This is a genomic window from Rahnella sp. BIGb0603 (assembly GCF_024808755.1).
GTDB classification, from domain to species: domain Bacteria; phylum Pseudomonadota; class Gammaproteobacteria; order Enterobacterales; family Enterobacteriaceae; genus Rahnella; species Rahnella contaminans.
Map to the genome: position 1 here is coordinate 242,282 of NZ_JANUEX010000006.1, position 25,913 is coordinate 268,194.

General features: G+C 56.6%; 26 protein-coding genes. 15 read left to right on the forward strand and 11 right to left on the reverse strand.

Translation table 11 applies throughout. The features are described 5' to 3' along the window. Window positions 1-222 precede the first annotated feature (222 nt). The 4 genes from M2403_RS17795 to galB are packed head-to-tail and all read right to left on the reverse strand — an operon-like array spanning window position 223 to window position 3,702. A complete protein-coding gene (locus M2403_RS17795; RefSeq protein WP_259230333.1) occupies window positions 223-1,119 on the reverse strand; it encodes an NAD(P)-dependent oxidoreductase in 897 nt (298 codons plus the stop codon). Continuing rightward, window positions 1,112-2,224, reverse strand: a complete 1,113-nt coding sequence (locus M2403_RS17800) for a 4-oxalomesaconate tautomerase (protein ID WP_259230334.1) — start codon at window positions 2,222-2,224, stop codon at window positions 1,112-1,114. Before M2403_RS17800 ends, M2403_RS17795 begins: the two co-directional genes overlap by 8 nt. A 9-nt stretch (window positions 2,225-2,233) precedes the next feature. Then, window positions 2,234-2,959, reverse strand: coding sequence for a 4-carboxy-4-hydroxy-2-oxoadipate aldolase/oxaloacetate decarboxylase (locus M2403_RS17805; protein ID WP_259230336.1), 726 nt, complete (start codon window positions 2,957-2,959; stop codon window positions 2,234-2,236). Further along, window positions 2,956-3,702: a 4-oxalmesaconate hydratase gene (gene galB / locus M2403_RS17810; protein ID WP_259230338.1), complete on the reverse strand. Its 747-nt coding sequence runs from the start codon at window positions 3,700-3,702 to the stop codon at window positions 2,956-2,958. Before galB ends, M2403_RS17805 begins: the two co-directional genes overlap by 4 nt. A 151-nt stretch (window positions 3,703-3,853) precedes the next feature. Between galB and M2403_RS17815 the strand changes: the two genes are divergently transcribed. Further along, window positions 3,854-5,083: a LysR family transcriptional regulator gene (locus tag M2403_RS17815; RefSeq protein ID WP_165057938.1), complete on the forward strand. Its 1,230-nt coding sequence runs from the start codon at window positions 3,854-3,856 to the stop codon at window positions 5,081-5,083. Between the two features lie 364 nt (window positions 5,084-5,447). On the opposite strand, the gene M2403_RS17820 is transcribed toward M2403_RS17815, so the two are convergent. The 3 genes from M2403_RS17820 to flgA form a co-directional block, all read right to left on the reverse strand. Then, window positions 5,448-5,885 carry a flagella synthesis protein FlgN gene (locus tag M2403_RS17820; RefSeq protein WP_152326910.1) on the reverse strand — a complete coding sequence of 146 codons (438 nt, stop codon included), beginning with the start codon at window positions 5,883-5,885 and terminating at the stop codon, window positions 5,448-5,450. 49 nt (window positions 5,886-5,934) lie between these two features. Further along, window positions 5,935-6,237, reverse strand: coding sequence for a flagellar biosynthesis anti-sigma factor FlgM (gene flgM, locus M2403_RS17825; RefSeq protein ID WP_152326911.1), 303 nt, complete (start codon window positions 6,235-6,237; stop codon window positions 5,935-5,937). Window positions 6,238-6,394: 157 nt separating this feature from the next. Further along, window positions 6,395-7,120 (reverse strand): flagellar basal body P-ring formation chaperone FlgA, encoded by a 726-nt coding sequence (gene flgA / locus M2403_RS17830; RefSeq protein WP_259230339.1) that lies wholly within the window; start codon window positions 7,118-7,120, stop codon window positions 6,395-6,397. A 177-nt stretch (window positions 7,121-7,297) separates the two neighbouring features. Here flgA and flgB point away from each other — a divergent pair, with 177 nt between their 5' ends. From flgB to flgL, 11 genes are all read left to right on the forward strand, one after another. Further along, entirely contained in the window at window positions 7,298-7,708 is a 411-nt protein-coding gene (gene flgB, locus M2403_RS17835) for a flagellar basal body rod protein FlgB (RefSeq protein ID WP_104922288.1), read from the forward strand. 5 nt (window positions 7,709-7,713) lie between these two features. Further along, entirely contained in the window at window positions 7,714-8,118 is a 405-nt protein-coding gene (gene flgC, locus M2403_RS17840) for a flagellar basal body rod protein FlgC (protein WP_152326913.1), read from the forward strand. Between the two features lie 11 nt (window positions 8,119-8,129). Further along, entirely contained in the window at window positions 8,130-8,831 is a 702-nt protein-coding gene (gene flgD, locus M2403_RS17845) for a flagellar hook assembly protein FlgD (RefSeq protein WP_152326914.1), read from the forward strand. A 153-nt stretch (window positions 8,832-8,984) separates the two neighbouring features. Beyond that, on the forward strand, window positions 8,985-10,226 hold the full coding sequence (gene flgE, locus M2403_RS17850) for a flagellar hook protein FlgE (RefSeq protein WP_152326915.1): 1,242 nt from the start codon (window positions 8,985-8,987) through the stop codon (window positions 10,224-10,226). Window positions 10,227-10,253: 27 nt separating this feature from the next. Then, window positions 10,254-11,009 (forward strand): flagellar basal body rod protein FlgF, encoded by a 756-nt coding sequence (locus M2403_RS17855; protein ID WP_152326916.1) that lies wholly within the window; start codon window positions 10,254-10,256, stop codon window positions 11,007-11,009. A 21-nt stretch (window positions 11,010-11,030) separates the two neighbouring features. Then, a complete protein-coding gene (gene flgG, locus M2403_RS17860; protein ID WP_152326917.1) occupies window positions 11,031-11,813 on the forward strand; it encodes a flagellar basal-body rod protein FlgG in 783 nt (260 codons plus the stop codon). Window positions 11,814-11,942: 129 nt separating this feature from the next. Continuing rightward, a complete protein-coding gene (locus tag M2403_RS17865) occupies window positions 11,943-12,647 on the forward strand; it encodes a flagellar basal body L-ring protein FlgH (protein ID WP_208951823.1) in 705 nt (234 codons plus the stop codon). A gap of 10 nt (window positions 12,648-12,657) precedes the next feature. After that, on the forward strand, window positions 12,658-13,764 hold the full coding sequence (locus M2403_RS17870; protein ID WP_152326919.1) for a flagellar basal body P-ring protein FlgI: 1,107 nt from the start codon (window positions 12,658-12,660) through the stop codon (window positions 13,762-13,764). Beyond that, window positions 13,764-14,732 (forward strand): flagellar assembly peptidoglycan hydrolase FlgJ, encoded by a 969-nt coding sequence (flgJ, locus tag M2403_RS17875; protein WP_165057931.1) that lies wholly within the window; start codon window positions 13,764-13,766, stop codon window positions 14,730-14,732. Before M2403_RS17870 ends, flgJ begins: the two co-directional genes overlap by 1 nt. A 141-nt stretch (window positions 14,733-14,873) precedes the next feature. Next, window positions 14,874-16,526 carry a flagellar hook-associated protein FlgK gene (gene flgK / locus M2403_RS17880; RefSeq protein ID WP_165057929.1) on the forward strand — a complete coding sequence of 551 codons (1,653 nt, stop codon included), beginning with the start codon at window positions 14,874-14,876 and terminating at the stop codon, window positions 16,524-16,526. Between the two features lie 27 nt (window positions 16,527-16,553). Beyond that, window positions 16,554-17,516: a flagellar hook-associated protein FlgL gene (gene flgL / locus M2403_RS17885; RefSeq protein ID WP_152326922.1), complete on the forward strand. Its 963-nt coding sequence runs from the start codon at window positions 16,554-16,556 to the stop codon at window positions 17,514-17,516. 316 nt (window positions 17,517-17,832) lie between these two features. Here the strand turns inward: flgL and M2403_RS17890 are convergent, their stop codons facing one another. The 4 genes from M2403_RS17890 to lsrR form a co-directional block, all read right to left on the reverse strand. Next, window positions 17,833-18,528, reverse strand: a complete 696-nt coding sequence (locus M2403_RS17890) for a CidB/LrgB family autolysis modulator (protein ID WP_165057925.1) — start codon at window positions 18,526-18,528, stop codon at window positions 17,833-17,835. Then, window positions 18,521-18,925 carry a CidA/LrgA family protein gene (locus M2403_RS17895; RefSeq protein WP_152326924.1) on the reverse strand — a complete coding sequence of 135 codons (405 nt, stop codon included), beginning with the start codon at window positions 18,923-18,925 and terminating at the stop codon, window positions 18,521-18,523. Before M2403_RS17895 ends, M2403_RS17890 begins: the two co-directional genes overlap by 8 nt. Before the next feature lie 434 nt (window positions 18,926-19,359). Beyond that, window positions 19,360-20,952, reverse strand: a complete 1,593-nt coding sequence (gene lsrK / locus M2403_RS17900) for an autoinducer-2 kinase (RefSeq protein ID WP_165058729.1) — start codon at window positions 20,950-20,952, stop codon at window positions 19,360-19,362. A 70-nt stretch (window positions 20,953-21,022) separates the two neighbouring features. Next, window positions 21,023-21,997 (reverse strand): transcriptional regulator LsrR, encoded by a 975-nt coding sequence (lsrR, locus tag M2403_RS17905; protein WP_259230344.1) that lies wholly within the window; start codon window positions 21,995-21,997, stop codon window positions 21,023-21,025. A gap of 231 nt (window positions 21,998-22,228) precedes the next feature. Here lsrR and lsrA point away from each other — a divergent pair, with 231 nt between their 5' ends. From lsrA to lsrD, 3 genes are read left to right on the forward strand one after another with little or no spacing between them, the layout of a single operon-like run. Further along, window positions 22,229-23,806 carry an autoinducer 2 ABC transporter ATP-binding protein LsrA gene (gene lsrA, locus M2403_RS17910; RefSeq protein ID WP_259230345.1) on the forward strand — a complete coding sequence of 526 codons (1,578 nt, stop codon included), beginning with the start codon at window positions 22,229-22,231 and terminating at the stop codon, window positions 23,804-23,806. After that, entirely contained in the window at window positions 23,800-24,870 is a 1,071-nt protein-coding gene (lsrC, locus tag M2403_RS17915) for an autoinducer 2 ABC transporter permease LsrC (RefSeq protein ID WP_259230346.1), read from the forward strand. Before lsrA ends, lsrC begins: the two co-directional genes overlap by 7 nt. A 4-nt stretch (window positions 24,871-24,874) precedes the next feature. Further along, window positions 24,875-25,897: an autoinducer 2 ABC transporter permease LsrD gene (lsrD, locus tag M2403_RS17920; protein ID WP_208951821.1), complete on the forward strand. Its 1,023-nt coding sequence runs from the start codon at window positions 24,875-24,877 to the stop codon at window positions 25,895-25,897. Window positions 25,898-25,913 lie beyond the last annotated feature (16 nt).

Sequence of the window (25,913 nt, forward strand, 5' to 3'; positions counted from 1 at the left end):
TCCAGGACCGGGAGAAGGAACCGCGCAGCGGCAAGATTTCCAGCCTGTCGCTGCGGTACCTGAAATATAGCCAGCGAGCAGAGCGCGCAGTAAAAGAGCCGGAGATTCTTAAGAGGCGCGGCGACAGGCGCCTCTTGAGGCCAGTTTGGGTGGCAACCCAAGGTCTTGACCTTAGGGCCAGTTTGGGTGGCAACCCAAAGTCTTGATTTTGATGTTAAGTCGTCACGATGTACGACCCGACATCAACAGATCCACGGTCCTCTCCCACTCGAACGGCTCCAGATCCGAATACCGGATCCCCTTTTCGGCCAGCGAATCCACCAGCTCTTGCTGGGCCAGCACCGTACCGGCACTCATATTGGGCGCGACACCCACATCCGCGAGCGTTTTCACGACTTCACGCATTTCCTCGGCGCGGCGCTTGCCGTGTTCCGCAATCCGGCTGATCAGATAATGCGGTAACTGTGCATTCCAGCCGAGTGACGGGAAACTGGCGTGCAGCGAGGCCAGCACTTCTTTTTCGACGCCGTACTGACGCGCAGCGCTCAGGCATTCGGCGGTCAGGGCTTCGAGGCCTTTGATCATCACACTTCGGCACATTTTAATGGCGGACGCTTCTCCGACAGTGGTGCTGTGTACTTTGCTGTTAAAGCCGTTTTCGTTCAGCCATTCGCTGATGGCATACGCCTGCGTGCCGCCCAGCAGCAGCGGAGTTTTCAATCGGGCAGGCGGATAAGGTGCCATCACCGCGACGTCGATATAATTGCCGCCAGCCTGTTCAATTAACGCCATCGCCTCGTGTTTGGTGTGCGGTGAAACGGAATTCAGATCGAGAAAAAACGGGCCGGGGGCGAGATGACCGGCGACGGCTACAGCCACATTCAGCGCTTCGGCGGCGGTGACGGCGGAAAATATAATCTGACTGTCCTTAACCGCATCTTCTGCTGACGATGCAAAGCTCACTCCTGCCGCGCGGGCGCGCTGCCGGATGACTGCGGAACCGGTCTGCTTATCGAATGCCACAATATCCAGCGACGGATTAAGCTTTTTCAAATCTGTCGCCAGGATGGTACCGACCTCACCGAGGCCAATTAAGGTAATGCGCGTAACATTATTCATGATGATTCTCCTGACGCCCGTCCCAGACGCTGGCGGGGATCGCAACACGTCCTTCGAAAATCAGACGGGCAGTGCGTAACAGACCACAACCTGTGAGGCGTTCAGCGCCGGTTTTTGCCGGATCGAGCTGTAATTCCACGCTGAATTCGCCGGTCGGATGTTCGACGCTGATTAACGGCGTGTCGCCGGAAGGCGTATGCGCCAGTCCTTCGGTGATGCTGCCTGGGATCAGGCAGGCGCTGGCGACGCTGACCGCGCCGAGTACGCCAATCGAGGCGTGGCAGCGGTGCGGAATGAACGTCCGGCTGGATATTGCGCCGCCGTTTCGCGGTTCCGCGATGAGTGTCATTTTAGGCACTGTACGCTGCGTCACATCGCCGAGATTCATTTTGAAACCGGCCTGTAAACGGATCGATTCGAGACGCGTTTTCAGCTCCGAATCGGCGTCGAGCTGTTCACGTCTTTCATAGCCGCTGCGGCCTAAATCTGCCGCACGCAGCAGAACCACCGGCATGCCGTTGTCGATACAGGTGACGTCGATTCCGTCGAATGTGTCGCGGGCGTGGCCGGTCGGCAGCAATGCGCCGCAGCTGGAACCGGCGATATCGGCAAATTCCACACTGATTTTTGCCGCCGTTCCCGGTACGCCGTCGATGTGCAAATCGCCCTGATAACAAACCTGACCGTCTTCTACCGGGACATGTGCCGTGGCAATCTGACCGGTGTTTTCCATATAAATACGCACCGGCGTGATGCCGTTTCGGGCGGCAATCAGATTCCGTTCGAGGGCGAACGGGCCGACGGCGGCCAGAATATTGCCGCAGTTCTGGCCGTAGTCCACCACGGCTTTGTCCACGTTAACCTGCGCAAACAGGTAATCGACATCGGCGTCAGAGCGGTCAGAGGGGCGGATAATAGCCACTTTGCTGGTCAGCGGATCGGCGCCGCCAAGACCATCTATCTGGCGCGGATCGGGAGAACCCATCACCGCCAGCAGCACGCGGTCGCGCAGCTTTTCATTTTGCGGCAAATCATCCGCCAGAAAAAACGCGCCTTTCGAGGTTCCGCCGCGCATCAGCAGGCAGGGAATTCGGGTCTGCGGCATATCGGCTCCTCAGCGTTTTTCGGCTTGTTCTAATTCTTCAGTGGAATCGAAATATTTCAGCCCTTTTTCAGCCAGACGCGGACGCATATTGTAGATATCCAGCCCGAGTTCGCCGTCGGCCATTCTTGCGCGTTTACTCTCTTCCAGCGCTTCGCGCTCCCGGCTGGCCTGCACGACATGGGCGACTTCTTCACGGCGGACGACTGCCACGCCGTCATCATCGGCGACGACAGCATCGCCCGGATACACCAGCTGTCCGGCGCAGACCACTGGCACGTTCACCGAACCCAGCGTTTCCTTGATGGTGCCCTGTGCATGAACTGCCCGCGACCAGACGCGAAATCCCATATCACGCAGCGTTTTGGTGTCACGCACACCGAGATCTGCCACCAGCCCGACCACGCCACGCGCTTTCAGCGACGTGGCCAGCAGATCGCCAAAGAACCCGTCAGAGCAGGGCGATGTCGGCGCAACCACCAGAATGTCGCCCGGCTGACATTGTTCGACAGCCACATGGAACATCCAGTTATCGCCCGGAGCGGTGAGCACGGTGACAGCGCTGCCGGAAATCGCACAATCCTGCTGAATAGGGTGGATGCCCGCATCCAGCAACCCCTTGCGGCCCTGCGCTTCATGCACGGTTGCGACACCGAAAGCCGCAAGTGCCGAAACGTCGGCTTTATTTGCCCGTGGAATATGGCGAACCACGACGCCTTTTTTACCGACCAGACTCATGCTAAATCCTCCGTCACGCGCGGGAAGATGCTCTGATAACCCTCGCCGTAAACGATGTTTTTGGTGCTGGTGATGCCGACGTTGCGCTTGGCCTGCACGCCGCGCTGCTGGGCGACACGGGTGTAGTATTCCCACAAGTGTTCCTGACCGGCCATGCACTGAATCGCCTGATATTTTTTGTCCCAGACGTCGGTGATATCGAGCAGTACGTCAGGTTTCCATTCACACTGTTCCGGCTGATGCGGCTCGAAACAGTAAACCGGCGGTGCGCCGATGATGGTTTCGCCGGGCTTATAACCTTCGGCCTGCGCGATGATCCGGGCTTCCTGCGCCAGATGTGTCGCCATCGGATGATCGTAGTTGTATGGGTCTTTCAGTGAATGGGTCAGGACGAAATGCGGCTGCACGCGGCGGTAAACATCGGCCAGACGGAACAGCGATTCTTTGTCAGCGCGCAGCGGGTAATCACCCATATCAAAAAACTCGACGGTGGCGCCGAGGATCTCAGCCGCGGCCATCGCTTCTTCGCGTCGCGACGCTTTCACAATCTCTTCGTTCATATTGCCTTTGCGCCACAGTTTGGCGGATTCGCCTCGCTCGCCGAAAGACAGGCAAACGATGTGAACGGCGTAACCGGCCTGTGTATGTTTCGCGATGGCACCGCCTGCGCGCCAGACGAAATCGGCGGAGTGGGCGCTGACGACTAATGCACTTTTGCTTTCATCTTTTTTTGGCTGAGTCATGACTATGTCCTGGGTTTAGGGTGAGCTGATTGCCTGAGTTCCATGCTGTCAGTCCGTGCCTGCGGCGGGTAATTCATTTGATTGCAGGGGGTATGCGTTTTATTTATATTGCTGAGGGATGTCACGAAAAAAAGCCTGACGGGAGAAGGGGATGGCACAAGACGAGATGCTGAGTAACCTGATGCAAATACGCGCTTTTTGTCAGGTGGTCGATCAGGGAAGTGTATCGCGTGCAGCCGATGAGCTTTACCGCACGCAGTCGGCGGTGACGAGGGCGATCCGCGATCTGGAACAGGCTCTCGACGTGCCTTTGTTTGAACGTCATGCCAACGGAATGCTGCTCACCGATTTTGGTAAATGCGTGCTGCCGCGTGCGCGCCGGGCGATTGCCGAATTGCGGCTGATCCCGTCGCAGCTGGCGAAATTACACGGCAAAGCCGGGCAAACGCGCAGTGAAACCGAACCGCTGTATTTGTTTAATGTCCGGCGCCTGCAAATTTTCATTTCACTGTGTAAAACGCGGCATATGCAGACGGTCGCCACGCTGCTCGGGCTGAGCCAGCCTGCGGTCAGCGCGGCGTTGAAGGTGTTGGAAAACGGTGCAGGTCAGGCGCTGCTGGAACGCACGCCGCACGGCATGATGCCGTCGCTGGCCGGGCAGGATATCGTGCCGAATTTGCGCCGTGCGCTCAACGAACTGCGGCATATTCCCGCCGATATCGCCGCCCGCCGTGGCGTGCTGGAAGGCACGGTGCAGGTCGGCGCACTGCCGCTCGGGCGCACACGTTTGCTGCCACAAGCGATCATCGGGCTGACACAGCGTTACGGTGGCGTCAAAGTGATCACCAATGAAAGTGCGTTCAGCGCGCTGGCGTCCGAGCTGCGTTCGGGCGAGGTGGATTTTATCTTCGGCGCGCTGCGTTCGAGCGATTATGCGGCGGATATGGTGACGGAAACGCTGTTCACCGAAAGCATGGTCATCCTGGCGCGAAAAGGGCATCCGCTGCTCAGCGAACCGGTAACGCAGGAACATCTGCGTACCGCGCGCTGGGTCTTGCCGCGGGCAGAAACCCCGGCGCGGCGGTTACTGGATAACAGCTTTACCGCGATGGAAATCCCGCCGCCCGATCCGGTGGTGGAAAGCGGCGATCTGGGCATTGTGCGCGGCTTGCTGCTCGGTTCAGATATGCTGGCCGCCGTTTCCGCCCGCCAGCTGGAACACGAACTGGAAAGCGGCGAGCTGATAAAACTGCCGCTGGATCTGGCCGATACGCATCGCGCCATCGGCCTGACTTTCCGCGCAGGAAGCCTGCTTTCCCCCGCCGCACAGGCGCTGGTGAAGGAAATACGGCAGGTTTGCAGCTCATCACTCACCCAATAAACAGGCCATACTGTTGATCAAACGGGTAGAAAAGGATCCTTCAACGTTAGAAAGGTTCGCCAATCTGAACTGATTAAAAGTGCATGCAAGGGGAAGAGAACGTTTTCAAAGGATTGCAGATTTGCATAGCTTCCGGCCGCTTTCAGAAAGCTTGCTGAATGAGTATTTCGAGACCGAAAGGCCCGAACACCGAAATGAAGGCACCGCGCAGTAAAAAGACGCGGAGAGTCAAAAGAGGCCCCGTCCTGGGTCTCTTTTGTCGGTTTAGGCGCAAGGAGTTATGTGATCACAGTTACTGAAAACCGAAACTTTCCCGATCATCTGCCCGCCCTCACGGCGAGTGAAAAACCGTGCCCGTTCCGGTCTAAACGGAAATCTTCCTGACGGTTTGCCCGGATACAGTTTCCTGCCCGTTCGGTCCGTAGAATTTTTGTGTCTGGCTGGCGTTGAGAATAGCCAAAGCCTCGGTGTTGTAAGCAATTTGTTTGCCCAGCAACATGCCGTTGTGACGATTGATCTGACTCAGCTTGGTGGTCAGTTGCACCACCTCTTTCCACATCGCGGCGATTTCCGGCTGACGGGAGTAGGGGGCACTTTGTTTCAGACGTTCGTCATGCTGACGACGCTGTTTATCAAGATAGTCTACCGTAGCGAGCAATGAGCTCTTTTGCTCGGTGATATGCTGCAGGGCCGCTCCGTTCACGCGGCCTGAGCACAGTATCGTTTGTTCGTGATTAATCACTTGATCCAGCGCTTGCAACGTTTCAACCAAGGTAGTCATGGACTTGATAAAATTCTTCATCGGGCCTTATTACCTTCCAACTTTTTCGTCTCCGAGCCGGGTCTGCGGCTTAAAAACCTTTGAGATAATCCTGCGTGTCCTTCAACAGAGCATCAGCAATTTTGCCGGTATCCATGGTCAGTTTGCCATCACGGATAGCTTGTTTCAGTTCGTCGACACGTGCCGTATTGATGTCCTGCGCACTTGACTGAGTCAGAGACGTTTGCGCTGAGCTCAGGGTCACCGCCGTACCGCTGGTGGTGGTACCAGAAACAGTGTCTTCTTTGCGCGTATTCTGAACAGAAGCTTCAGAAGGATCACGCTGCTGGATCGAAGTTAAAGGTGAAACACCTTGAGTACGATCGATAGCCATATAAATATTCTCCGGTAAGGGTATTCAGGGCCTTTAATGTGACGCAAACCCTAAAAATGCCGTCGTGGGACGACTCTGATACGTTTGTTATCGACATGTGGCGAAATAACTTTAGCCTTAATTGCAGCTTTTTCTACAAATACGGTTGCAATTCAACCTAAATTGTCACTGTCACAGACCCATCTGAGCCCACTGTCCCGTTCACAATTACGCCTGACGGCATTCTTATCCGCACGGATTCATTTGCTGCTGCGTTGTTCATTGCCTTACCGGCGCTGGATACGTTAAAACCACTGCCTGTCGCCTGTACCTGCACTTCCTGACCCGCATGCACCATCCACGGACGGCGAAGCATCGACAACGTTAACGGCTGGCCGATGTTGATATTGCGCAGCGTAACGCCGTTAATCGCCTGATTACTGTCAAGAATCGCTTTCGGCGGCAGGAGATCCAGACGCCCGTTCCTGGCTTCCAGATCCGTTTGCGCCAGATGCGCTCCCGCAGGCACATTTTTCGCCGCAACCCAGTAAGTTCCGCTCACCTGAACCTTGGTCTGCACATAAATTTTCTGGCCGTTACAGTTCACCGCCACCGAGACATTTCCCCAGGTGCGGCTGTTAGACGAAAGCATAAATTGTGGCGATAAACACTGCGGCTGACGCGCGGCAGGTGTCATCACCACCACTTTCACCTGCATTCCGCTGTCGGCATATTGCTGACGGAAGAACTGCTGGAGCTGCGAGGTCAGTAGTGTATCGCTATTGGCCGACGCAGGCACGCTTTTGGCCAGCGCATTTTGTGCAAAGCTGGTGCCGCCGGATGTCAGACCCAGAAGAATGCAGCCCAGCGTGATGCTTAAACGTCGGAGTTCCAGCCTGTTCATACGCGATTTACCTTTGTGCCCGATGTGTCGGCGAAAAGTCTACTGGGGACAAGTCTACCCTCAGTTTGCAATTCCTAAAGGGACAAATAGCGGACGATTTTGCGCTTATTCAGACGATCGGTTGTTGACACCCGCATTTATGCTGTCGACTCCAAAATCTCACTTTGCGGAGGGCGCATGCTCGACAAATTGAACGCCGCACTACAGTTCCAACAGGAAGCGCTCAACCTGCGCGCCCAGCGGCAAGAAATACTTTCAGCCAATATCGCCAACGCCGATACCCCGGGGTATCAGGCGCGCGATATCGATTTCGCCAGTCAGTTGCAGAAAGTGATGGAGCAGGGCCGCGCCAGTGAAAGCGGCATGTCTTTGTCGCTGACGTCTGACCGCCACATCGCGGCGTCAAACGTTTCGCCCGCCGACATGGATTTGATGTACCGGATCCCTGATCAACCGTCGGCAGACGGTAACACGGTCGATATGGACCGTGAACGTACCAACTTTGCGGATAACAGCGTGCGCTATCAGACCGATTTGACCGTCCTTGGCGGCCAAATTAAAGGGATGATGTCGGTGCTGCAAGGATAAAACCTATGTCGATGCTCGGTATTTTTGATATCGCCGGTTCTGCGCTTGCCGCGCAGTCTCAGCGTCTGAACGTCAGCGCCAGTAACATGGCCAACGCCGACAGTGTGACCGGCCCGGATGGTCAGCCTTACAAGGCTAAACAGGTCGTGTTTCAGGTGAACGCGGCGCCGGGGCAGGAAACCGGCGGCGTGAAAGTGGCGCAGATCGTTGATGATCCGGCGCCGGTGCGCATGGTGTACGAGCCCGGTAATCCGATGGCGGATGCGAAAGGGTATGTGCAGATGCCAAACGTAGATGTGGTCAGCGAAATGGTCAACACCATCTCCGCTTCCCGCAGTTATCAGGCCAACGTCGAGGTGCTCAACACCACTAAGTCGTTGATGATGAAAACTCTCACTCTGGGGCAATAGCGGAGCGAAATATGTCTATAACGACGTCGATTAATGACACCACTGATAACACAACGATCACCAGTACCGGCTCCAGCACGTCCACAACCGGAACCAGCTCGGCCGATGATCTCTCCAGTAGTTTCCTGACCTTGCTGGTCGCTCAGCTGAAAAACCAGGATCCCACCAATCCGATGGATAACAGCCAGCTCACCAGCCAGCTGGCACAAATCAGCACCGTGAGCGGGATTGAAAAACTCAACACCACGCTGGGCGGCATCTCCGGACAAATCTCCAGCGGCACTTCCGTTCAGGCCAGTTCCCTGATTGGCCACGGCGTGATGGTCTCCGGCAGTGCGATCCTGGTGGGCAAAGATACCGACGGCACGGTCAGTACCACACCCTTCGGCTTCGAGCTGGAAACCGCGGCAAGCAGCGTCACCGCCACCGTCAGCGATTCCACCGGCAAAGTGGTGAAAACCCTCAGCCTGGGGTCTCAGACAGCGGGCGTTCACAGCTACACCTGGGACGGCACGCAGGACGATGGCACCGCAGCCCCGGATGGCAGCTACACCTTCAGCATCAATGCCCTGAACAACAGTCAGCAAATGGTGGCAACACCGCTGAACTATGCGCTGGTCAATGGTGTAACCAAAGATTCATCCGGGAATACCGCGTTGGATCTGGGCGTGCGCGGAACCGCAACTGTCGATTCTGTACGCCAGATTTTGTAAGAGAGTCACTCAGACCGCTCCCTCCCCTGCGAAGGGGAGGGTTGGGGTGGGGTCCGAATGGCAACGCAGTCGCTGCCTGCAAAATCCCCTCCCAACCTCCCCCTTCTCAGGGGGAGGAGCTACAAACACTACACACAGTAAAATGGAGCTAACATGAGCTTTTCCCAAGCAGTCAGCGGCCTGAGCGCGGCATCGACCAACCTCGACGTGATTGGTAACAACATCGCCAACTCCGCCACCGTTGGTTTTAAGACAGCCACCGCCTCTTTTGCCGATATGTTTGCCGGTTCTCAGACCGGTATGGGCGTAAAAGTTGCCGCTGTCACACAGAACTTTAACGACGGTACCACCACCAACACCTCCCGCGGGCTGGATGTGGCACTGAGCGGTAACGGTTTCTTCCGTCTGACCGACAGCAGCGGTGCGGTTTACTACTCCCGCAATGGCCAGTTCTCCCTCGATGCGAACCGTAATCTGGTGAACATGCAGGGGCTGAGCGTGACCGGTTACCCGGCGACTGGTACACCGCCAACTATCGCGGCGGGCGCACAGCCTGTTGCACTGAGCGTCCCGACCACCATGATGAGCGCGAAAGCCACCACCGCAGCCACCATGGTGGCCAACCTGAACTCAACCGACACCGTGCCAACCACGGCAACGTTTAGCAGCAGCGATGACACCAGCTACAACTACGTCAACAGCATCACCACCTATGACTCACAGGGTAACGCGCACGATAACAACCTGTACTTCGTGAAAACCTCTGCGAACAACTGGGATGTGTACGCTCAGGACGGCAGTGTTTCAGGTTCAACGGCGGCCAAAATTGGTTCTCTTAAATACGACACCAGTGGCGCACTGGTCAGCACCACCGACGCAACAGGCGCTGCCAACGCGGGTCTGGCACTGACATTGCCGATGAACACCGCCACCAACGGCACGGTGACGCCGCAAACCGTGTCTCTGGATTTCACCGGCAGTATTCAGCAGAGCACCGGCAGCGACAGCATCGGTTCCCAGAATCAGGATGGTTATGCAGCAGGCCAGATGACCGGCTACACCATCAATGACGACGGCACCATTTCCGGGACTTACTCCAACAATAAAACCCAGTTACTGGGACAAATTGTGCTGAGTAACTTCTCCAACCCTGAAGGTCTGAAATCTGAAGGCGATAACGTGTGGACGGCGACCTCTTCTTCAGGTCAGGCCGTGACCGGTATCGCGGGTCAGGGCGGTTTGGCATCCATGACCAGTGGCGCGCTGGAATCTTCCAACGTCGATCTGAGTGCGGAGCTGGTCAACATGATCGTGGCTCAGCGTAACTATCAGTCGAATGCGCAGACCATCAAAACTCAGGACTCCATCCTGAACACGTTGGTTAACCTGCGCTAACGCGCGACTTAAAAACAGGGCAGCACTATGGATCGCGCTATCTACACCGCGAGCGGCGCAGCCAGCCAGACGCTGGTTCAGCAGTCGGTCACGTCAAGTAACCTGGCTAACGCTTCCACACCGGGCTTTCGCGCACAGCTTTTAGCCATGCGCGCCGTACCGGTGGATGGCGAAAGCCTGCAAACGCGTACGCTGGTCACGGCGTCCACACCGGGCGCAGACATGACTCAGGGGAAACTTAACTACACCGGTCGTCCGCTGGATGTGGCTTTACAGCAGGATGGTTTCCTGGCGGTGCAGATGCCTGATGGCACTGAAGCGTACACACGCAACGGTGACATGCAGGTCTCACCTACCAACCAGCTGACCATTCAGGGTCATCCGGTGATGGGGGATAACGGGCCAATCGAAGTTCCGCCGCAGTCTCAGCTCACGATTTCTGCGGACGGGACCATTGCTGTCCTGGAAGCCGGCGCTGATCCCAACACCATGGGGCAGCTCGGCAAACTGAAACTGGTGAAGGCGGCTGGCAATGAAGTGACCCGCGGAGACGACGGCATGTTCCGTCCGACCGCCGCGACGGCGCAAGCCCGGGGCGCGACATTGCAGGCCGATCCGACCATTCACGTGATGCCCGGAACACTCGAAGGCAGTAACGCGGATCCGGTTTCGACCATGGTTGACATGATAGCCAACGCACGCCGCTTTGAGATGCAGATGAAAGTCATCCACAGCGTCGATGAAAATGAACAGAGTGCCAACAATCTGCTGTCAATGAGCTGATGATGGCAGAGGAGTAATGACATGATCCCATCGCTATATATTGCGAAGACCGGGCTGGATGCCCAGCAGACCAACATGGATGTTATCGCCAACAACCTGGCGAACGTCAGCACCAACGGCTTCAAACGCCAGCGTGCGGTTTTCGAAGATTTGCTGTACCAGACAGTCCGTCAGCCAGGTGCACAGTCTTCTGAACAGACGAACCTGCCTTCCGGTTTGCAAATCGGTACCGGTGTTCGTCCGGTTTCGACCGAGCGCCTGTTCTCACAGGGCAACCTGTCGCAGACCAGCAACAGTAAAGACATCGCGATCAAAGGCGAAGGTTTCTTCCAGGTGCAGCTGCCCGATGGCACCACCGCCTATACCCGCGACGGTTCTTTCCAGGTTGATCAGAACGGCCAGCTGGTCACTTCCAGCGGCTACCAGATCATCCCTGCGATCACCATTCCGGCGAATGCCCTGAGCATGACCGTGGGTCGTGACGGTATCGTCAGCGTGACTGTGCAAGGGCAGACCGCCGCACAACAGGTCGGCCAGCTGACGCTGAGCACCTTCATCAACAACAGCGGTCTGGAATCTATGGGTGAAAACCTGTACCAGGAAACCCAAAGTTCTGGCGCACCAACAGACAGCACGCCGGGTCTGAACGGTGCGGGCCTGTTGTATCAGGGTTATGTCGAAACCTCTAACGTCAACGTGGCGGAAGAGCTGGTCAACATGATCCAGACGCAGCGTGCTTACGAAATCAACAGTAAAGCGGTGTCCACGTCGGACGAAATGCTGCAAAAACTTTCTCAGCTGTAAGTTTTTTGTGGTGGTAAGAAAAATAAGAGGGCAGGGGCAAATTTGCTTCTGCCCTGAACCGGTTCAGATCCCTACCAGGTCGATTTTTTTAAGGCGATAACTGTGGTGACCAAAAAAATAACGTCGGTAATGACTTCTTATACAGACCGACCAGGCAAGCTGGTGCTGCCACTGTTAGTCACGTTACTGGCGAATGGCTGTGCGTATATGCCCCATACTCCGCTGGTACCCGGCGCAACGTCCGCCGCGCCTGCACCTGCCGCACCGCCGGTTCCCAACGGTTCGATTTTCCAGTCCGTTCAGCCGATGAACTATGGTTATCAGCCTCTGTTTGAAGACCGCCGTCCACGTAACATCGGTGACACTCTGACTATCGTCTTGCAGGAAAACGTGAGTGCGAGCAAAAGCTCCTCAGCGAACGCCAGCCGCAACGGGTCAACCACCTTTGGTGCCGCCACTGCGCCCCGCTATCTTGAAGGCCTGTTCGGCAATGCGCGCGCCGATGTCGATATGAGCGGTGCCAACACCTTCGCCGGGAAAGGCGGTGCGGCGGCCAACAACACCTTCAGCGGCACACTGACCGTGACGGTTGCGGAAGTGCTGGCTAACGGCAACCTGAAAGTTGTCGGTGAAAAACAAATCGAGATTAATCAGGGAACCGAATTTATCCGGTTCTCCGGTGTGGTCAACCCACGCACCATCAGCGGTGCCAACGCCGTTATCTCCACGCAAGTGGCTGATGCGCGCATCGAATACGTGGGCAACGGCTACATCAATGAAGCGCAGAACATGGGCTGGTTGCAGCGGTTCTTCCTAAACTTATCGCCGTTATAACGAGGCAATCATGCGAAAATTCCTTTCCGGTGTTATCTGTCTGGCGATGTCCGCCCTGGTGGTACTGCCCGCATCCGCCGACCGTATTCGTGATTTGACGACGGTACAAGGTGTGCGTGATAACGCCCTGATCGGCTACGGCTTAGTCGTTGGTCTCGACGGAACCGGTGACCAGACCACGCAGACGCCATTTACCACCCAGACGCTGACCAACATGTTGTCTCAGTTAGGGATCACCGTCCCGGCGGGCACCAACATGCAGTTGAAAAACGTGGCAGCCGTGATGGTTACCGCCAAAATGCCGCCATTCTCACGCGCCGGTCAGGCGATTGATGTCGTGGTTTCCTCAATGGGTAATGCCAAAAGCATCCGCGGCGGAACTTTGCTGATGACGCCAATGAAAGGGGTCGATAATCAGGTATACGCGCTGGCGCAGGGTAACGTGCTGGTCGGCGGTGCCGGGGCATCTGCCGGCGGCAGCAGCGTAACGGTTAACCAGGTTTCCGGTGGCCGTATTACCGGCGGCGCGACCATTGAACGCGAACTGCCAAGCACCTTCGGCACCGAAGGCGTGATTAACCTTCAGCTTAATGATGAAGACTTCAATCTCGCGCAGCAGGTCAGCGACGCCATTAACCGTCAGGGAATGGGGTCTGCCTCGGCGCTGGATTCCCGCAATATTCAGGTCATCGTGCCGCGCGGCAATACCTCGCAGGTGCGCATTCTGGCGCAGATTCAGAACATCGAAGTCAACGTCGGGCCAATGGATGCGAAAGTGATCATCAACTCCCGTACCGGCTCGGTGGTGATGAACCGCGATGTGACGCTCGACAATTGCGCCGTGGCGCAGGGCAATCTGTCTGTGGTGGTCGATCGCCAGAACGACGTCAGCCAGCCGAATACGCCATTTGGCGGCGGCCAGACCGTCGTGACGCCAAATACCAATATTTCCGTCCGTCAGTCCGGGGGTTCTATTCAGCAGGTGCGGTCGAGCGCCAGTCTGAACAACGTGGTCCGCACACTTAACGCGTTAGGCGCGACGCCTATCGATCTGATGTCCATCCTGCAGGCGATGAAAACAGCCGGCTGCCTGCGTGCTGATTTGGAAATTATCTGATGAGCGATCTGATGTCGATGTCAGGGGCGTTTGACCCGCAGGGTGCGGCGTACGACACGAATTCCCTGAACAAACTGAAGCGGGACGTTTCGCAGGATCCGCAGGCCCACATCAAAGAAGTCGCTAAACAGTTCGAAGGCGTCTTCGTGCAGATGATGTTGAAAAGCATGCGTCAGGCGCTGCCGCAGGGCGGGATCCTCGATAACCAGTCCACCAAGCTTTATACATCGATGTACGATCAGCAAATTGCGCAGGACATGTCCGACAAAGGGTTGGGCATGGCCGACATGATGGTGGAACAGCTGACCGGCGGCTCAAAACAGCCGTCTGAACTGGCGGGCACAACGCCAATGGCGCTCGACGGCGAAGTGCTGAAAACCATGCCCATTCAGGCGATGGAACAGTATCTGCGCAAAGTCATTCCGACCGCGCCGGATCGCACCACCGGCGGCGCGCCACTGCCAACCGACAGCGGCCAGTTCGTCTCCAGCCTGAGTATTCCGGCGCAGGTGGCGAGTAAAGACAGCGGCATCTCCCATCAGCTGATTGTGGCGCAGGCCGCACTGGAATCCGGCTGGGGTCAGCGCGAAATTCCAACCGCCGACGGTAAGCGCAGCTACAACCTCTTCGGCATCAAAGCCGGCAGCAGCTGGGACGGCCCGACGACCAATATTACTACCACGGAATATGCCAACGGCGTGGCGAAAAAAGTTCAGGCCAGTTTCCGTGTTTACGGCTCTTACGTGGAAGCGATCAGCGACTACATCAAACTGCTCACCAACAACCCGCGCTACGCCCAGGTGGCGTCCGCGAATACGCCTGAACAGGCCGCGCATGCACTGCAACGCGCGGGCTATGCGACGGATCCGAATTATGCCGAAAAACTGGTGAGTGTGATCCAGAAAATCAAAGGCGCGGGCGAGCAGGCTGTGAAAGCTTACAGCCATGATTTAAAAGATATTTTTTAGTGCCGCAAAAGCGTGTTTTTTTTCTCAAGTTTTAGCCGTACAGGCCGATAACACGTTAAGAATGGGAAAAGGGGAAAGCCCCGTTTCAGTTCCCTTAATTACACGGTGGTAAAAAAGTCACCGGCAGCCAAAAGGTCACTCATGTCCAGTAGCTTAATTAATACCGCAATGAGCGGACTGAACGCAGCGCAGGCCGCGCTCAGTACCACCGGCAACAACATCGCGAACGTCAGCGTAGCCGGTTATAACCGCCAGACTGCCATCATCACTCAGAGCAACGGGACGTCGACGTCTGCCGGGTATATTGGCAATGGTGTGACGGTGACGGGCGTGAACCGTGAGTACAACTCTTTTGTCGTCAAGCAACTGCTGGGCGCGAGCGCGACAGGCAGTGCGCTGTCAACGCAGCTTGATCAGGCCAGCTCCATCGATGATTTGCTGGGTGACAGCTCGACCGGTATCGATGCCACCATGGCAACGTTCTTTACCGGCCTGCAAACGCTGACCAGCAACGCCAGCGACAGCTCGGCGCGTCAGGCCGTTTTGGGTGAAGCGCAGGGTTTAACCGCGCAGTTCAACAGTTCGGCGAAATACCTGAGCGACATGAATACCGCCGTTAACCAGCAAATTACGCAGAACGTTGATCAGATCAACACCTATGCGGCGCAGATTGCCAAGCTGAATAACCAGATTACCGCGACGCGCGGCAGCAGCGGGCAGGAACCTAACGCCTTGCTCGATCAGCGTGATCAACTGGTCAGTCAGCTTAATGACATTACCGGTGTGACCGTCACGCAGCAGGACGGTGATACGTACAACGTTTCCTTTGCTAACGGTACGCCGCTGGTGAGTGGCGGAACGTCGAAAACGGTTGTGGCAATACCGTCCAGCGCGGATCCGTCAAAACTGACGGTCGGCATGACCCAGCCTGATGGCACGGTTTCACAAATTCAGGAAAGCCGTCTGACTACCGGTTCACTCGGTGGCACACTGGCATTCCGCAAAGACAACCTGGAACCGGCGATCAACCAGCTGGGTCAGCTTGCGCTGTCCATGGCAGATGCCTTCAACAGCACCAACAAAGCCGGTTTTGATCTCAACGGTGACGCCGGTACAGATTTCTTCTCGTTCACCGGCGCAACTACGGTGGCGAATACCAAAAACACCGGCACTGCGGACGTGAGTGTGGCTTATAAAGACACCACCGCTGTGAAAGCCAGCGATTACACCATGGCTTACGACGGTACATCGTGGAACGTCACCCGCGTTTCCGATGGCGCAAAAATCACGCCAACGGCAGGCACCGACAGCAGCGGTAATCCGACGATGGACTTTGACGGCCTATCCGTTTCCGTCACCGGAACGCCAGCCACTAACGACAGCATCACCATCAAAACGGTGAGCAACGTTGCCGGCAGCATTAATGTCGCTATCAATGATTCTTCCCTGATTGCCGCCGCAGGCGCAGCAGACAGCGGCGTCAGCGATAACACCAACGCCCAAAAATTGCTGAACCTGCAAACCGCAAAACTGGTGGAAGGTAAATCTACCCTGACCGGCGCGTATGCCAGCCTGGTGAGTAACGTCGGTAACCAGGTTGCCACGCTGACCACCACCAGCACGGCGCAGGCCAATATCGTGACGCAACTGACCACGCAACAGCAGTCTATCTCCGGGGTTAACCTCGATGAAGAATACGGCGATCTGCAACGTTACCAGCAATATTATCTGGCGAACGCGCAGGTTGTGCAGACGGCTTCGACCATCTTTGACGCGATCATCAACATTCGCTGATCTTTGAACTGATAAGGAACTGATGCCATGCGCCTTAGTACCAACATGATTTACGACCAGAACATGAACGCGGTGTTAGAAGGTCAGAACCGTTTCCAGGCGACCGGTTTACAGCTGTCCACCGGCTCGAAAGTCAGCAAGCCTTCTGATGATCCGCTGGCCGCTTCGCAGGCCGTTCTGGTTCGTCAGGCACAGGCTGAAAACAGCCAGTTTTCCGTGGCGCGTACCTTTGCCAACCAGAGTATGAGTCAGGAAGAATCGACGTTAAGCAGCGTGACATCCACCATTCAGGATGCGCAGACGCTGATTGTCCAGGCCGGTGACGGTTCCCTGAGCGACGACGACCGTTCCTCTCTGGCGACCAAACTGGAAAGCCTGAAGTCACAGTTACTGAACCTGGCAAACAGCACCGACGGCAATGGCCGTTACATTTTTGCCGGTTACAAAAGTGATACGCCGCCGTACACGCAGGACGCGACAACGGGCGCTGTAACCTATTCCGGTGGCACAACGGCGCTGACCCAGCAGGTTGATGCCAGCCGTACCATGACCATCAGCCATACCGGTAATCAGGTTTTCAATACCCTGACTGGCGATGCGAAAGCGGAACCCGATGGCTCCGCCAGCGAATCCGATATTTTCAAAACCATCGACGGTGCGCTGACTGCGCTGAAAACACCTTCTGCGGATTACACCTCTGATACAGAATATTCAGATGCGATCGACAAAGCCAACCGCGGGCTGAGCAACTCACTCAACAACGTGCTGTCTGTGCGTTCAGAGTTGGGTACCCAGATGAGCGAACTGGATAACCTGGATACGCTCGGAGATAACCGCGAAGTGGCAAACTCGACCAAACTCAGTAATCTGGTCGATACCGAATGGACATCCGCAATTTCGACGTACACGCTGCAACAGGTCGCGCTTCAGGCCTCTTACAAAACCTACAGCGCCATGCAGGGGATGTCCCTGTTCCAGATGAATTCGTAATTCTTCCGGCGCGTCTCCTGACGCGCCCGCTTACTCTCTTCGTTATCGACTGCCGTCTGTGGCTAAAGCAGACACGCAGGCCCTTTTCTGATTGTACTTAAACCGGGTACCTTCAGCTTTGTATGTCACTTTTTCTAAGGTTGAAGTGACATACGCTTTTTCCTCTTCCTCTTCCTCTTCCTATTCCGAACTGGCTCAGCGCTGGAGCCTTCGCTCACCCCGGTCACATACTTATTGTATGCTCCCGGGGATTCGTTCAGTTGCCGCCTCGATCCAATCCGGACTATTTCGGGGAAAAGGTGATCAATGAAACGGCCTAATGACCCAATAAGGCGAGCAGGACGGGGAACAGGAACGGGGCGAGGAGGGAGGTGATAATCCCGCAAATCACCAGCGCCAGCGAACTGAACGCGCCTTCCTGATAATCCATTTCTGCGCAACGTGCGGTGCCGAGTGCGTGAGAGGCGGTGCCCATCGCCAGACCGCGTGAGGCTTTGGTGGTGATCTTCAGAACATTCAGAATGCTGTGGCCGAAGACTGCACCCAGGATCCCGACAAAGATAACGCACACGGCGCTGATGGCCGGAATTCCGTGAATGGATTGCGCGGTGGCCATCGCAATCGGCGTGGTGACGGATTTAGGCATGACAGACGCGGCAATTTCCGGCGTCGCCCCCATCCATAACGCAATTGCAGTACCGGTGGTCATCGCCACGATGCTGCCGATAAAACAGATGCTGATGATGGATTTCCACCGCGCGCGGATCTGGTGCAGTTGCTCATAAAGCGGAAACGCCAGCGCGACGACGGCGGGTTGCAGCAAATCGTTGAGAATTTTACTGCCGGCAAAATAGCGCGTGTAAGGGATATTCATGACCAGCAGCAGAGGGATGATAATCACCATCGACATCAGCAGCGGATTGAGTAACGGCATTTTGAGTTTGATTGCCAGCTTGCGTGCAGCGAAAAACACCAGCAGCGTCAGCGGAAGTGACCACAGAATATCAATCATTTTTCTTCTCCGCCTTGTCAGTCACCGCACCGCGATCGCCATGAATATAGTGGGAACAATAGGCGACGACCAGCAACACAATAATCGTACTCACCAGACAAGACACCACCAGCGGACCGAACTGTGTCCGCAGCTGTTCGTAGTAATTCATCACCCCGACGCCGATGGGCACGAACAGCAACGCCATATAACGGATGAGAACATTGCAGCCCGGTTTGACCCATTTAAACGGCAGAATTTGCGTGGAAAGCAGCCCGAAGAGGATCAGCATCCCGATGATGCTGCCGGGAATAGTGATCGGTAAAAGAGATGAAATCGCGTTCCCGGCGAACAGACAGAGGTATATCAGGATAAATGCCCGGATATAGTGGAAAGCCAGAGATAATGCGTTGTTCATAGTGATTTGCCCGCTTGAATGATGTATTCATCATACAATTAAGATGTGATCTGCGCCACATAACCAAGTATGAAATTTAGGAATGAAGTGTATTCGATTGCGGAGATCGCCGCATTGCGATTTTCAATTGCGGGCTGGTGCAAGTTTCGGTTTCTCAGTAGCAGTGATCACCGCACCAGGCGGTTTTAAAAGCAGTACGGCGCAAGTTTCGGTTTCTCAATAGCAGTGATCACTTAACGTGCTGCGCCGAAACCGACCAAAGAGCCCAGGACGGGGCCTCTTTGGAATCTCCACGTCTTTTACAACACGCGCTGCCGCTCGCAGTTAAAAAGCGCGGGTGTCCGGAGGGCGCGCGCGTTAACGCGCCCTTTGGGCCAGTTTGGGCGGCGAGACCCAAGGTCTTGAAGTTGTTTTTAAACCATCCACCTTTAGCATCACAACCCGGGTGCTTTCCACATCGACGTCGTCAGTTGCCTGTCCACCAGCCTCAGCTGATCCGCGTACACTTCCTGCCAGTTGGCTTTCTGCACCCGATACTTCGCGTGATTCGCCACGTCCGGCTGATATTCCCGTTCCCAGCGCACCAGCGCTTCTCCGGTATCGGCCAGCGAGGCATAAACGCCTGCCGCGACACCGGCCGCAATCGCGCAGCCCAACGCGGTGGCTTCTTTCACGACCGGAACGCTGACCGGAACGCCGGTGACATCACTCAGAATCTGACACCACAGCTTTCCTTTGGAACCGCCGCCGGAGAACACCAGCGATTTTGCGCGCACGCCGGAAAAGCGGGCGATCATATCCAGATTACAGGCCGAGACGATGGCGGCATTTTCCTCGAGCGCGCGGAACAGCGTCGGTTTGTTGCACTTTTCCGGGTCGATGGACAGATTGATAAACGACGGCGCGGCGTGATACCAGTTTTTAAAATGCATTGCATCGGAGAAGACCGGCGTCACGCCCCACGAACCCACCGGCACGCGCGCGGCCATGTCTTCCAGGAGGCTGTAAGCATCTACGCCCAGCCGTCCGGCGAGGGTTTTCTCTTCGGTGCAGAATGCGTCGCGGAACCAACGCATCGTCAGGCCGGTAAAGAAACTGATGGATTCGGCCTGCGCCATGCCGGGAATGACGTGCGGATTGACGCGGATGTTCATCTCCGGATCGGTGACCGGCTCCGGTAAATTCACAATCTGCTGCCAGAAAGTACCGCCTAAAACGGCGGTCTGACCGGGGCGCACCAGCCCTAAACCGAGGGTGCCGAGCTGGGCATCGCCGCCGCCCATGCCGACAGGCGTGCCGGCTTTCAGGCCGCTGAGTTCCGCCGCGCTGGCGGTGACATAGCCCAGACGCGTGCCGGTTTCGGCGACGGGGGAAAGCATATCGGCGCGCAGCCCGGCCATGTCTAACAGCTCAGGCCGCCAGTTGCGGGTGGCCAGATCCAGCATGCCGGTGGTGCCGGCGTTAGACGGGTCAACTGCCAGCTCGCCGCTGAGCATACAGGCCAGCCAGTCGCTGATCATGGTGACGGTCGCGGCCTGACGGTAAATGTCTGGCCGATGGTGCGCCAGCCACAGCAGACGCGGCATAGCGCTGAGCGCCAGCGTCTGGCCGGAGCATTCATACACTTCGCGTTCAAATTCGAAATCGTGGATTTCTTTCAGCTCGGAAACTTCACGGCTGGCGCGGGCATCAACGTTAGCGCAGGCCCAGATCGGTTCACCGGATTTATCGTAAAGCACAATCCCTTCGCGCATTGAACAGGCGGCGACGGCGCGGATGGCTGAGGCGGGGAGATGCGCTTCGTGCAGCGCCTGGCGGATACACTGGCAGGCGAGCTGCCAGTTTTTATGCAGATCAAACTCCATCGAACCGGGCACATCCGGCAGTGCCAGATGGATCCACTCGGCCTGTCCGGCGGCAATCTGTTCGCCTTCGAGATTGAAAATCACCGCACGGATACTGCCGGTACCGGCATCCAGCGCCATTAAATAGCTACGATCGTCGTCAGAATTCAGGGTAGAGGTCATCGCTACGTTCTCTCGTGCCAGTTTATCGGGCACCGTTTACCTGACCGCCACACCCCTCACTCCCTGCGGGTCAGTCGAGCAACGCCAGCATGGCTCTTGCTGTGCTCTCTTCAGTAACCAGTGCGTTAATTCGTTTGCCTTTCAGCGCCGCGACGATGGCTTCGGCTTTCTCGACGCCGCCTGCCACCCCTAAAACAGTCGGAATACTTGCCAGATCCGCGGGCGCGACGGCGATCAGTTCATCGTGGATCGCCATGTTTTCCGCCAGCTCGCCGCTTCGCTGCATAAAGAAGCCGAGGATGTCGCCGACCGCGCCTTTGCGACCAAACAGCAACTGTTCGCCTTCGCTGATATAACCGGAGCGCAAGATCGTCGCTTCCTGTTTCTGGTTCAGCGAACCGATGCCGACCACCGCAATATCCGCCGCGCAGGCCGCCAGCATCACGTCATGAACATTGCGTTCCTGCCGGAAAATCGCCGCCACGCTGGCCGATGAGGCACGCAGTGGCGCGGGAATAATGCTGACACCGCAGGCCGCGTCGAGCTGCCCGATGCCGGTCATATACGGGCCGACACCGCCGGAAAGCGTGACCATCCTGATTTGCTGTGAGGCGATAAAGCCGCTCAGATGTTGCAGCGTACTCATGGCCGTTTCGCCAAATCCGACCGCCAGCAGTTGTTCAGGTTTCAGTAAAGTCATCAGCATATGCGCCGCGCCGACACCCAGACGGGCACTCAGCGAACCGTCGGCAAGCTGCGGCAGGACGCGGATCTGCTGTAAACCAAAACGTTCGAGCAGAGTGTTTTCCAGCGCCAGACACCCCTCAAAACGCGAGTTGATTTGCACGCGGATCACCCCGGATTGCCGGCCTTTTTCCAGCAGACGCGACACTTTCAGCCGCGTCAGGCCAAGTCGTTCACCAATCTCATTCTGGGTCAGACCGTCGTGGTAATAGAACCAGGCGGTGCGCGCCAGCAGTTCTTCTTCGCCCATGCTGATTTCCGGAAGGTTAGTCAGATCAGAAAGCGTTGTCTTATCATTCATAGTGAACACTTATCAAAATGTAGATCAATTGTTCGTTAACGAAATGTTGTTAACTGTGATGTGTTTGGCAAATTCCAAATGAATTCTGGTTGAATCATATCGCAGACTCTATGAGTTGAACAAACTGTGATCAGCGCAAAAGTTTTCCTCAGCGCGTCAGACTAGGTTTATGAACAATGTTAAATAATAAATACATTTGTTCATTAAATGTATCCGGCCTGAGGTTGATGTATGCAACACAGCGAGCATTCAGCACATTCCCCGATATCTGCCGCGCCACTGCTGGAAGTGAGCGGTGTCAGTAAAAGCTTTTCCGGCGTGGCGGTGCTGAAAGATATCGATTTCAGCCTGCAACGTGGCGAAGTGCATGCGCTGCTCGGCGGCAATGGCGCGGGGAAATCCACGCTGATGAAAATCATTGCCGGTGTTGAAACCGCAGACTGCGGCAGGATGCTGTTAAACGGTGAACCGCTGCTGGCACGCTCGCCTGCGAAAGCACATCAGGCCGGAATCTATCTGGTGCCGCAGGAACCGATGCTATTTCCCAGCCTGACCGTGCGCGAAAACATCCTCTTCCGTTTACCGGCGCATCAGAACAGCGAGAAAAAGCTGCAACAAACCCTGACGGAACTGGGCTGCAATCTGCCGCTCGGCGCGCTGGCGGGCACATTAGAAGTCGCCGATCAGCAACTGGTGGAAATCCTGCGCGGGCTGATGCGCGACGCCCGTCTGCTGATCCTCGATGAACCGACCGCCTCGCTGACACCGGCGGAATCCGCCCGCTTATTCACTCAGGTTCGTCATCTGACGGCCGGCGGCGTGGGAGTGGTGTTTATCTCGCACAAACTGCCTGAGATCCGCGCCATCAGTGACCGTGTCAGCGTCATGCGCGACGGCAAAATTGCCCTGAGCGGTACGCTCACCGAATTGGATAACGACGCCTTAATTCGTGCCATTACACCCCACACGCAGGATGCCGCCTTACCGGCAGAACAAAAACTGTGGCTGGATTTACCCGGCACGCGTCGCCAGGCGTCAGCAGGAAACAGGGGGGGGAGCGAGCCGGTTTTAGAGGTGCTTAATCTCACCGGTGAAGGGTTTATCAATATTTCCTTTAGCGCCCGCGCCGGGGAAATCGTCGGGCTGGCAGGCGTTGTGGGGGCAGGGCGCACCGAACTGGCGGAAACGCTTTACGGCCTGCGTGATGCCCAAAGTGGTCAGGTTCTTCTGATGCAGCAAGACATCAGCGGGCTGAATACCGTACAACGCCTGAAAAAGGGGCTGGTTTATCTGCCGGAAGACCGGCAGGCGTCCGGCTTATACCTCGATGCGCCGCTGAGCTGGAACACCACGTCGCTGACGTTTAACCGGCAAAGCTGGTGGCTGAATATCAAACGTGAAGCGGCGGTACTGGAGCGTTATCACCGCGCGCTGGGCATCAGATATCGCGACGGCGCACAAACGGCGCGCACGCTCTCCGGCGGGAATCAGCAAAAACTGCTCATTGCCAAATGTCTGGAAGCGCAACCGGCGGTGCTGATTGTCGATGAACCGACGCGCGGCGTTGACGTTGCCGCCCGCGCCGACATCTATCAGCTGTTGCGAAACGTCGTGGAACAGAACGTCGCGGTCATTCTGATTTCATCGGATCTGGACGAAATAGAAGGGCTGGCCGACCGCGTTTTCGTCATGCATCAGGGCGAAATGAGTGGCGAATTGCAGGGCAGTGAAATCAACGTTAACAACATCATGCACATTGCCTTTGGTAATCATCCCCAGACGGCCGACACCGGAGGAACCTCATGCTGAAGCGGATCCAAAACAACCGTGAACTGACCGCGCTGATGGCGATTATTGCGCTGTTTGCGCTGCTCGGCGTGATGGACAACCAGTCGTTCAGCTTCCAGACGCTGAGCATGATTTTCGGCAGCGCGCAGATCCTGATGCTGCTGGCGATGGGCGCAACGCTGGTCATGCTGACGCGCAACATAGACGTCTCGGTAGGGTCAATCACCGGCCTTTGCGCGGTGACGCTCGGCGTTTTGCTTAACAGCGGCGTTGACCTGACGCTGGCTTGCCTGCTGACGCTCGGCACCGGTTTGCTGGCGGGATTGTTCAACGGCGTACTGGTCGCCTGGCTGCGCATCCCGGCAATTGTTGCCACGCTGGGGACGCTCGGTTTATACCGCGGCCTGATGTTGCTCATGACCGGCGGTAAATGGATTGAAGGCTTACCCGCCGGGCTGAAATCCCTGTCGGCCCCGGTGTTTCTTAACGTCTCCGCGCTCGGCTGGCTGGTGATTGTTCTGCTGGTGGCGATGTTCTGTGTACTCAGCCGGACGGCGTTTGGCCGCAGCTTTTACGCGGTGGGCGATAACTTACAGGGCGCACGCCAGCTCGGCGTGGCGGTTAACCGGGTGCGCATTCTCGCGTTTGGCATCAACGGCGTGATGGCCGCCATCGCGGGGATTGTTTTCGCCTCGCAAATCGGTTTCGTGCCTAACCAGACCGGCAGCGGGCTGGAAATGAAAGCCATCGCGGCCTGCGTACTGGGCGGGATCAGCCTGCTCGGCGGTACCGGTTCGATTCTCGGTGCAGTGCTGGGCGCGTACTTCCTGACGCAAATCGACAGCGTTCTGGTGTTGCTGCGCCTGCCTGCCTGGTGGAACGATTTTATCGCCGGACTGGTATTGCTCGGCGTTCTGGTGCTCGACGGTCGGTTGCGGCAGGCCTTGCAGAAAAACCTGCGCCGCCAGAAATATGCCCGTTTTCTGGCAGCCAGCCCGCCGGTTCAAAAGAAATCTGTCGGATATAAAAGCCAGCAGCCGAAACATCTCACACGCCGGTTAAGCACCGGTAAAAAAGCGGGGTGATGTGATGAATTCCTTACGCAACTACGGCTGGGAAGCAGCATTACTGGTGCTGCTGATCCTTGAAATTGCGCTATTCGGCATCGCAAACCCGCGCATGCTGGATGCCAATACGCTGCTGTTCAGCACCAGCGACTTCATCACTATCGGCATTGTAGCGCTGCCGTTAACGCTGGTGATTGTCAGCGGTGGCATTGATATTTCGTTCGGTTCGACCATCGGATTGTGTGCCATCGCGCTGGGCGTGTTGTGTCAGGCGGGGATTCCGCTGGTGGTCGCTATCATTCTGACGCTCGCGCTCGGTCTGGCCTGCGGCCTGCTCAATGCGGCACTCATTCTTTATACCGGCGTCAATCCGCTGGTGATCACCCTCGGCACGCTATACCTGTTTGGCGGCAGCGCCTTACTGCTTTCCGGGCTGGCGGGCGCGACCGGTTTTGAAGGAATCGGTAACTTCCCCGATGCGTTTACAAATTTTGCGAATCAGGTGATTTTCGGTCTGCCGATGCCACTGCTGATTTTCCTGCTCGCCACGCTGTTTTTCTGGCTGCTGATGCACCGCAGCCGCACCGGCCGCAACGTCTTTCTTATCGGCCAGAATGCCCGCGTGGCACGCTACGGCGCGCTGCCGGTCAGCCGCACGGCGTTTGCGTTATACGGCATGACCGGGCTGGCGTCGGCGGTGGCGGCGATCGTCATGACCTCCTATTTCGGTTCCGCGCGTTCTGATCTCGGCGTCTCCTTGCTGATGCCCGCGATCACCGCCGTGGTGTTAGGCGGAGCCAATATTTACGGCGGCTCAGGTTCCATTCTCGGCACGGCGCTGGCGACGCTGCTGATCGGGTACTTACAGCAGGGTTTGCAGATGATCGGCGTATCCAGCCAGGTGTCCAGCGCGCTTTCGGGTGCGCTGCTGATTCTGGTGGTGATTGGCCGTTCTGCCAGCCTCAACCGTGGTCTTATCCGCAGTGTTTTCCAGCGTTATCGCCAGCGCGGGTCTGCGTCTTCTCCTTCTTTATCCACCAAATGAACCGGGGTGCAAGATG